Source organism: Pseudomonas sp. EGD-AK9, from assembly GCF_000465935.2.
In the GTDB taxonomy this organism is placed as follows: domain Bacteria; phylum Pseudomonadota; class Gammaproteobacteria; order Pseudomonadales; family Pseudomonadaceae; genus Aquipseudomonas.
The window spans coordinates 1-8,900 of the sequence record NZ_AVOF01000101.1 but is presented as its reverse complement, the minus strand read 5'-3'; the positions used below and the strand labels follow the sequence as shown (position 1 = coordinate 8,900).

The 8,900-nt window shown below is 68.2% G+C and carries 7 protein-coding genes; 4 read left to right on the top strand and 3 right to left on the bottom strand.

Going from position 1 to position 8,900, the window contains the following annotated elements; all coding sequences use genetic code 11:
- The 3 genes from N878_RS05670 to N878_RS05660 all read right to left on the bottom strand — a co-directional run.
- A partial coding sequence (locus tag N878_RS05670; protein WP_021442713.1) for an ABC transporter ATP-binding protein occupies positions 1 to 1,081 on the bottom strand: 1,081 nt, incomplete at its 3' end.
- Positions 1,082 to 1,087: 6 nt separating this feature from the next.
- On the bottom strand, positions 1,088 to 2,992 hold the full coding sequence (locus tag N878_RS05665; protein ID WP_031302801.1) for a sigma-54-dependent Fis family transcriptional regulator: 1,905 nt from the start codon (positions 2,990 to 2,992) through the stop codon (positions 1,088 to 1,090).
- A 143-nt stretch (positions 2,993 to 3,135) separates the two neighbouring features.
- Positions 3,136 to 4,086 (bottom strand): LysR family transcriptional regulator, encoded by a 951-nt coding sequence (locus N878_RS05660; RefSeq protein WP_031302800.1) that lies wholly within the window; start codon positions 4,084 to 4,086, stop codon positions 3,136 to 3,138.
- A gap of 261 nt (positions 4,087 to 4,347) precedes the next feature.
- On the opposite strand from N878_RS05660, the gene N878_RS05655 reads away from it, so the two are divergent.
- From N878_RS05655 to N878_RS05640, 4 genes are all read left to right on the top strand, one after another.
- Positions 4,348 to 6,048, top strand: coding sequence for an AMP-binding protein (locus N878_RS05655; RefSeq protein ID WP_021442710.1), 1,701 nt, complete (start codon positions 4,348 to 4,350; stop codon positions 6,046 to 6,048).
- Positions 6,049 to 6,145: 97 nt separating this feature from the next.
- On the top strand, positions 6,146 to 7,654 hold the full coding sequence (locus N878_RS05650) for a CoA-acylating methylmalonate-semialdehyde dehydrogenase (protein WP_021442709.1): 1,509 nt from the start codon (positions 6,146 to 6,148) through the stop codon (positions 7,652 to 7,654).
- Between the two features lie 46 nt (positions 7,655 to 7,700).
- Positions 7,701 to 8,474, top strand: coding sequence for an enoyl-CoA hydratase (locus tag N878_RS05645; RefSeq protein WP_021442708.1), 774 nt, complete (start codon positions 7,701 to 7,703; stop codon positions 8,472 to 8,474).
- Positions 8,475 to 8,551: 77 nt separating this feature from the next.
- The coding region (locus tag N878_RS05640; protein WP_021442707.1) for an NAD(P)-dependent oxidoreductase at positions 8,552 to 8,900 on the top strand (349 nt) is incomplete at its 3' end.

Genomic DNA, 8,900 nt, shown 5'->3' with positions numbered 1-8,900 from the left:
GGGCGAACCAGACCCCCTCCAGGCGCAGCTCGCCTTGGCCGCCCGCCAGCGGCTGCGGCCGCGCCACCTGGCTGACCTGGGCCGGTTCGCACTTGAGCTCCATCACCCGGCCGAGGCTGACGCTCATCCGCTGCATCGCCACGTACAGGCCGAGCAGGCTCTGCACCGGGCCAACGGCCATGCCCAGGTAGGTGGAGAAGGCGATCAACGCGCCGAGTTGCCAGGTGCCCTGCACCACCCAGTAACCGCCGATGATGAACACGCAGGCCCGCGACAACGAGGTCAGGGTACCGGGCACCGCGTGGGTGAAGAACTCGCTGACCTGCAGTCTGAGCAGCTGGCGCAGGTAGCCCTGACCGAGGCCCTGCAGGCGCTGCGCCTCACGCTGCTGCTGGCCGGCGGCCTGGATGAACTTCATCGCCGGCAGGGTTTCGACCAGAAACGACGACAGGTCCGCCGAGCGCTCGCGCAGGCCGCGGGCGTCGCGCTCGACCCTACGCCGCATCCAGCGCAGCCACAGCACCTCGACGGGGATCAGCACCGCCAGCAGCAACGCCAGCTGCCAGGACAACGCCAGCATCAGGACTACGGCACCGAGCAGGCCGATGACCGCCGACACCGCGGCGAACAGCGAATCGACGGCGAAGCGCTGGATCTCGGCGACGTCGCCGTCCAGACGCGACAGCAGGTCGCCGATCCGTCGTTGGCCATAAAAAGCTGGCGACAGGGTCTGCAGATGGCCGTAGAGGTCGTCGCGCAGGGCGAACAGGATGCGCCCGGACAGCTGGGTATGCAGGTAGCGGTTGATGCCGCCGAGCAGCGTGCCGAGGATGCCGACGACTATCATCGCCACGGCCACCTGCACCAGCACGGGGAAGTCCCGCGCCAGCAGACCGTCGTCGATCAGCGTCTTGGTCAGCCAGGGTTGCGCCAGCACCAGCAACGAGGCGCCCAGCGACAGGCCGAGCAGCAGCGCCACGGCGCGCAGGTGCGGACGCACGAAGCCGTACAGCCAGGCCAGCGCCTGGCGCAGCAGCAGCGGATCGGCGGTGTCGACCAGGCGTGCCAGCAGCTCGATCATGACGCGTCAGCGCAGCTGCTTGAGCTTGCGATACAGGGTGGCGCGGCTGATGCCGAGCGCATCGGCCGCCGCCGAGACGTTGCCCTGGTGCCGCGCCAGTGCGCCGCGGATCAGCTCCAGCTCGCTCTCGCGGATGCTGCCGGGCTGGCGACAGCTGGCGGTCAGCTCGTCGAGCAGGCTGTCGGTCAGGTGATCCAGGCCCAGCACCGTCTCGCCCGGCTCGCGCATGGCCAGCGCCGCACGCAGCACCATTTCCAGCTGCCGGATATTGCCCGGCCAGTCGTAGCCGGCGAACAGCTCGGCGAGGTCCTTGTCCAGGCTCACCTGTTCGGCGCCCAGCTTTTCCAGGACCAGGGCGATCATCGAAGACAGCTCGCCGCGCTCGCGCAGCGCCGGCAGGCGCAGGCTGACGCCGTTGACCCGGTAGTAGAGGTCCTCGCGGAAGCTCTTGTCCTGCACCAGGCGCTTGAGGTCGCGGTGGGTGGCGCAGATCACCGCGACGTCGATGTCCTGCTCCTCGCCGGCGCCCAGCGGCGCCACCTTGCGCTCCTGCAGCACGCGCAGCAGGCGCGCCTGCAGGGCCAGCGGCATGTCGCCGATCTCGTCGAGGAACAGGGTGCCGCCGTGGGCCTGCATCAGCCGGCCGACCATGCCGCCCTTGCGCGAGCCGGTGAAGGCGCCGTCGCGGTAGCCGAACAGCTCGGACTCGATCAGCCCCTCGGGAATGGCCGCGCAGTTGACCGCGACGAAGGGCCGGTCGGCCCGCGCGCTGGCCTGGTGCAGGGCGCGCGCCACCACTTCCTTGCCGGTGCCGGTCTCGCCCAGCAGCAATACCGGCAGGTCGCCGGCCAGCCCCTGACTGGCCATACGCAGGGCGCGGGCGAAGCGGCTGTCGCCGGCGGCCAGGTCGTCCAGCAGGGTAGGCTTGGTCGGCGCACTGCGCGGCGACTGCAGCGGCACGCCGGCCAGACTGGTATGCCGCGGCACCTGCAGGGCACGGAAATAGAACTCGCCTTTGGCGGTCTGCACGCTGCTGACGCCGCCCTGCAGCAGGCGAGCGATAAACTGCGGCGAGCGGCTGCCGAGCAGGTCGCTGCTGCGCCGGCCGAGCAGCGCCTCGCGGCCGATCTGCAGCAGCTCGCAGGCCTGCTGGTTGGCGGCCAGCACCTCGCCGTCCAGGCTCAGCGCCAGCAGGCCATGCCAGGCCGAGCCGAGGTACTGCGGGCGGGCATGGAAGGCCAGTACCAGATGCTCGGGATAGCAACTGGCGAACAGCCGGCTCTCGATATTGCTGGCCGCCAGCAACAGGGTTGCCAGGTTGTCCTGCGGCTGGCTCATCACTCCGTCGCGGGTCAGGTCGAGCACGCCGACCACCCGGCCACGAGGGTCACGGATCGGCACCGAGGTGCAGGAGAAGCGGCTGAGCCGATCGAGATAATGCTCGCCGCAGTTGATCAGGGTCGGCCGCCCCTCCAGCACCGCCGTGCCCAGGGCGTTGGTGCCGCGCAGCGATTCGCTCCAGCAGCTGCCGGGGCGCAGGTCGCGCAGGCCGAGATCCTTGAGCAGCTGGGTCTGGCCTTCGAGGGCGAGGATATTGGCCTGGGCGTCGCCGAGTATCACCAGGCCGGCCTTGCCCTGCTGGCTGACCAGGTACTCCAGTTCGGGGGTGGCGGCGTCGATCAGCAGGCGGTTGCTGTCGAGCAGTAGCTGCAGGTCGTTGTCCTGCTGCAGGCCGAGAGCATCGTGCTCCAGGCAGTTGAGGCCGTGACCGAGGCTGCGCCGCCAGGAGGCATGGATCTCCTCGCGCAGCAGGCCCTCGGGCAACTCGCCCTCGTGTAGCAATCTGAGACGCGCCTGTCTCGATTCGTGCAATGGATCGGCAGCCGTTGCTGTTTGAATACGCTGTGCCATCTTCGCTCCCGCCTGAACCTCTACCCTGTCGCCAGCGCCTGCCGGCACTATGGGTGACCATGCTCCCGCCGTTATCGCTTGTCCAGCTCCGGCCCCGCCGGGGGCCGCTGGGGGATTGTCGAGCAAACCCCGTGCCGCTGCGCTCAGCTCGGCGGCAGGTAGTGCATCTGGCTGGACTCGCCCATCAGCAGCGGCCGGTTGAGGTCGGCACAGGCGCGCAGGTACTCGGCTGCCAGGGTCACGCGCTTGAGCTTGCGCAGGTCCTCGCTGTAGGACAGCCAGAACTGGCGAATCACGTCCACCTCCTCCGGCAGCACCGCCTGCAGGCGCGAGTCCGGGCCGGCCAGAAAGCTCGGCAGAATGGCCAGCGCCTTGCCCTGCAGCGCGGCGTGGTACTGGGCGATCACGCTGGTGCTGCGCAGCTGGCTGACGGTCCCCGGCAACAGGTCGTTGAGGTAGAGCAGCTTGGAGCTGAACGCCAGGTCGTCGACATAGCTGACGAAGGGGTGGCCGGCCAGATCGTCGCGACTGCGGATCGGCGCATGGCTGGCCAGGTATTCAGGGGTGGCGTACAGGCGCAGGCGATAGTCGCACAGCTTGGCGCAGACGTAGGGCCCACGCTCAGGGCGTTCCAGGGTGATGGCGATGTCCGCCTCGCGCCGCGACAGGCTGACGAAGTGCGGCACCGGCAGGATATCCAGGGAGATATGCGGGTAGCGCGCGAGAAAACCGCTCATCTGCGCGCTGACGAAACAACAGCCGAAGGCCTCGGTGCAGCCGATGCGCAGGTGCCCGGAAAGCCCCAGACGGGTCCCGGAGACCTGTTCGCAAGCGGCCTGCAACGTGCTTTCCAGTGTCTCGGCATGCCCCAGCAGGCGCTGGCCCTCGACGGTAAGGGCGAAGCCGGCGGCACGCGACTTCTCGAACAGCAGCGCTCCCAGGCTCTGCTCCAGCGCGCGGATGCGCCGCGACACGGTGGTGTAGTCGACCCCCAGCCGGCGCGCAGCCGCGCTGGCGGTGCGGGTACGCGCCACCTCGAGGAAAAAGCGCAGGTCGTCCCAGTTGAGCTTGTCGCCCATCGTGCCTTTTTGCATATCGATCCCTGTACCTGCCGTCGTATCGGGGCAATTGCGCACAGATATACGCCATGCCAGACACCCTGACCAGCCCCCGGTTTGCCCTGCGAAGACGGCTCTGCTCCGCACCTCAGGCCTCACCACGGGTTAAATCCATAGCGATATTTATGCATATCGATCCGGATTATTTACGTCTTCTGGCGGCGCAAACGCCTACCTATACTCCAGATACAAGCTTGCTTGCGCCGTACCCCACAACAACAAGACAGGGCCGCAACCATGAACCGCAACTGCCTCCCCTTTCTCGCCGCCCGCGATTTCCTGCTGGCCCACCGCAGCGACTACGAAACTGCGGTGCGCGACTTCCGCTGGCCGCAGCTCGACGATTTCAACTGGGCACTGGACTACTTCGATGCCATGGCCGCGGGCAACCAGGCGCCGGCATTGTGGATAGTCGAGGAGGACGGCAGCGAGCAGCGCTACAGTTTCGCCGAACTGGCCGAGCGCTCCAACCGCGTGGCCAACTACCTGCGCGAACGCGGCGTGCGCCGCGGCGAGCGGATGCTGCTGATGCTGGGTAACCACATCGCCCTGTGGGAGACCATGCTGGCCGCCTTCAAGCTCGGCGCCGTGGTGATCCCGGCCACCGCCCTGCTCACCGCCGACGACCTGCGCGACCGCCTCGAGCGCGGCGGCGTGCGCCATCTGGTGGTGGGCAGCGAGCACACCGGCAAATTCGCCAACCTGGCCGAAGGCTGCACACGCATCTGCGTCGGTGCAGCGGTCGAGGGCTGGATCGGCCACACCAGCGCCGCCGACTATCCCGCCGAGTTCCAGGCCGATGGCCCGACCCGCGCCAGCGATCCGCTGCTGCTGTACTTCACCTCCGGTACCACCAGCAAACCGAAGATGGTGCTGCACAGCCACCAGAGCTACCCGGTCGGCCACCTGTCGACCCTGTACTGGATCGGCCTCAAGCCCGGCGACCTGCACCTGAACATCTCCTCCCCCGGCTGGGCCAAGCACGCCTGGAGCTGCTTCTTCGCCCCGTGGAACGCCGGCGCCTGCGTGTTCATCCACAACTGCGCGCGGTTCAGCGCCAAGGCCCTGCTCGGCGTGCTGGAGCAGTACAGCATCACCAGCCTGTGCGCGCCGCCCACCGTATGGCGCATGCTGATCCAGGAAGACCTGGCCAGCCTGAAAGGCCGCCTGCGCCTGCGCGAGCTGGTCGGCGCCGGTGAGCCGCTCAACCCCGAGATCATCGAGCAGATCGAGGCGGCCTGGGGTCTGCCGCTGCGCGACGGCTTCGGCCAGTCGGAGACCACCGCCCTGGTCGGCAACACCCCCGGCCAGCCGCTCAAGCCCGGTTCCATGGGCCGTCCGCTGCCCGGCTACCGGGTGTGCATGCTCGACCCCGACGGCGCACCGGCCAGCGAAGGCGAGGTCGCCCTGCCGCTCGACCCGCATCCGCTGGGCCTGATGCTCGGCTACGAGGACAGCCCGGAGAAGACCGCCGAGGTGATGCGCGGCGGCTATTACCGCACTGGCGACACCGCAGCCATCGATGCCGAGGGCTACATCACCTTCGTCGGTCGCGCCGACGACGTGTTCAAGGCGTCCGACTACCGCATCAGCCCCTTCGAGCTGGAGAGCGCGCTGATCGAACACCCTGCGGTGATGGAGGTCGCCGTGGTACCGAGCCCCGATCCAGTGCGCCTGGCGGTACCCAAGGCCTTCGTCATCCTCGCCCACGACCGGACCGGCGACGCCGCGCTGGCCGAGCAGATATTCGCCTTCGCCCGCGAGCACCTGGCGCCCTACAAGCGGGTGCGGCGCATCGAGTTCGTCAGCGAGCTACCCAAGACCATCTCCGGCAAGATCCGCCGCGTCGAACTGCGGCAGATGGAGGTGCAGCGCCGCCAGGGCGAACGCGGCGCGCAGGAATACTTCGAAGAAGACTTCCCGCAGCTCAAGGGCTGAATCCGGGCCGGCTCGCCGGCCTCCCCCTAAACCCGACCGCTCGGCCGCCCCGGCCGAGGGGCCTCACTCGACCCCAAGAAGCAGACAGGACCGAAACATGACCTCTTCCAGCGTTCCCAGCGTCAAGCTGCTGATCAACGGCGAACTCGTCGAATCCAAGACCAGCCAGTGGCGCGATGTGGTCAACCCGGCCACCCAGGAAGTCCTGGCCCGCGTGCCCTTCGCCACCACCGAAGAAATGAACGCCGCAGTCGCCTGCGCCGCCGAGGCCTTCAAGACCTGGCGCAAGACCCCGATCGGTGCCCGCGCACGGATCTTCCTCAAGTACCAGCAGCTGATCCGCGAAAACATCAAGGAGCTGGCCGCGCTGCTCACCGCCGAACAGGGCAAGACCCTGCCGGACGCCGAGGGCGACGTGTTCCGCGGCCTGGAGGTGGTCGAGCACGCCGCCAACATCGGCAACCTGCAGATGGGCGAGTTGGCCAACAACGTCGCCGGCGGCGTCGACACCTACACCCTGCACCAGCCGCTGGGTGTGTGCGCCGGCATCACCCCGTTCAACTTCCCGGCGATGATCCCGCTGTGGATGTTCCCCATGGCCATTGCCACCGGCAACACCTTCGTCCTCAAACCGTCCGAGCAAGACCCGCTGGTAACCATGCGCCTGGCTGAGCTGGCCATGCAGGCCGGCGTGCCCAAGGGCGTGCTCAATGTGATCCACGGCGGCGCCGAGGCGGTCAACCTGCTCTGCGATCATCCGGACATCAAGGCGGTGTCCTTCGTCGGTTCGACCCAGGTCGGCACCCACGTCTACAACCGTGCCACGGCCAACGGCAAGCGGGCGCAGTGCATGATGGGGGCTAAGAACCACGCCATCGTCCTGCCCGATGCGAACAAGCAGCAGACCCTCAACAACCTGCTCGGCGCAGCCTACGGTGCCGCCGGCCAGCGCTGCATGGCGCTGTCAGTGGTGATCCTGGTGGGCGAGGCGCAAGGCTGGCTGCCGGAGCTGGTGGAAAAGAGCAAGACGCTCAAGGTGGGCGCAGGCGTCGAGCCCGGCACCGACGTCGGCCCGCTGGTCTCCTGCGCCGCCCTGGATCGCGTCAGCGGCCTGATCGCCCGCGGCATCGAGGAAGGCGCCCAGCTGCTGCTCGATGGCCGCAACCCGCAGGTGCCGGGTTATCAGGACGGCAACTTCGTCGGTCCGACCCTGTTCGCCGGAGTCACCCCCGCCATGAGCATCTACCGCGAGGAAATCTTCGGCCCGGTGCTGTGCGTGATGCACGCCGCGACCCTGGACGAGGCCATCGCCATCATCAACGCCAACCCCAACGGCAACGGCACCGCCCTGTTCACCCGCTCCGGCGCCGCCGCCCGGCACTTCCAGGAAGAGATCGACGTCGGCCAGGTGGGCATCAACGTGCCGATCCCGGTGCCGGTGCCGCTGTTCTCCTTCACCGGCTCGCGCGCCTCCAAGCTCGGCGACCTGGGTCCCTACGGCAAGCAGGTGGTGCAGTTCTACACCCAGACCAAGACCGTCACCTCGCGCTGGTTTGACGAGGACGAGGTCGGCGGCCCGGTCAACACCACCATCACCCTGAAATAAGCCATGCGGGCCGGCCACCGCGCCGGCCCCGTCGGGAGACAGCTCCATGGATTACCAGACCCTGCTGGTCGAGGTGCGCGAACGCGTCGCCCTGATCACCCTCAACCGCCCGCAGGCACTCAATGCGCTGAACAGCCAACTGATCGCCGAGCTCAACCAGGCGCTCGACCACCTGGAGGCCGACGCCGGCATCGGTTGCATCGTCATCACCGGCTCGGCCAAGGCCTTCGCCGCCGGTGCCGACATCAAGGAAATGCTCGAACTGGGCTACCCGCAGATCTACCTGGACGACTTCTTCGCCGCCGCCGACCGCATCGGCAACCGGCGCAAGCCGCTGATCGCCGCAGTGGCCGGCTACGCCCTGGGCGGCGGCTGCGAACTGGCGCTGATGTGCGACTTCATCTACGCCGCCGATACCGCCCGCTTCGGCCTGCCGGAGCTGAGCCTGGGGGTAGTTCCCGGCATCGGCGGCACCCAGCGTCTGACCCGTGCGCTGGGCAAGGCCAAGGCTATGGAGCTGTGCCTGACCGGCCGCCAGCTCAGCGCCGAAGAAGCCGAACGCGCCGGCCTGGTGGCCCGCGTGCTGCCGGCCGCCGAACTGCTGGAGCAGACCCTGGCGGTAGCCGCTGGCATCGCCGGCAAGTCACTGCCGGCGGCGATGATGATCAAGGAATGCGTGGGCCGCGCCGAGGAACTCGGCCTGGCCGAAGGCGTGCGTTTCGAACGGCGAGTGTTCCATTCGCTGTTCGCCAGCCACGACCAAAAGGAAGGCATGCAAGCCTTCGTGGAAAAACGCCCACCGCGCTTTCAGCACCGCTGAACCGCTATCGCCCCCTCTCCCCATGGAGTGAGGGGCAAAGGTCCAGCGCCTCGAACACTCACAACGGAGTCTCCATCATGCATATAGGTTTTCTCGGTCTCGGCAACATGGGCGGCCCCATGGCCCGCAACCTGCTCAAGGCCGGCCATAGCGTCAGCGTCTACGACCCCAGCGCCCAGGCCGTTACGGCCCTGGTGGAGGCCGGTGCCAGCGCGGCCATCTCGCCGGCAGCCGTGGCCCAGGCGCCGGTCGAGGCGATCGTCACCATGCTCCCGGCCGCCGCCCAGGTGAAACAGGTCTACCTCGGCCAGGACGGCCTGCTCGCCCAGGTCGCCAAGGGCGTGCTGCTGATCGACAGCTCCACCATCGACCCGCTCAGCGCCCGCGAGGTGGCCGCCCGCGCCGCCACCCAGGGCAACCCGATGC

Bases quoted from the DNA above. Each gene is read 5' to 3' on its own strand.
- N878_RS05645 (WP_021442708.1), top strand. From the start codon at position 7,701: ATGGATTACCAGACCCTGCTGGTCGAGGTGCGCGAACGCGTCGCCCTG.
- N878_RS05655 (WP_021442710.1), top strand. From the start codon at position 4,348: ATGAACCGCAACTGCCTCCCCTTTCTCGCCGCCCGCGATTTCCTGCTG.
- N878_RS05650 (WP_021442709.1), top strand. From the start codon at position 6,146: ATGACCTCTTCCAGCGTTCCCAGCGTCAAGCTGCTGATCAACGGCGAA.
- N878_RS05665 (WP_031302801.1), bottom strand. From the start codon at position 2,992: ATGGCACAGCGTATTCAAACAGCAACGGCTGCCGATCCATTGCACGAA.
- N878_RS05660 (WP_031302800.1), bottom strand. From the start codon at position 4,086: ATGCAAAAAGGCACGATGGGCGACAAGCTCAACTGGGACGACCTGCGC.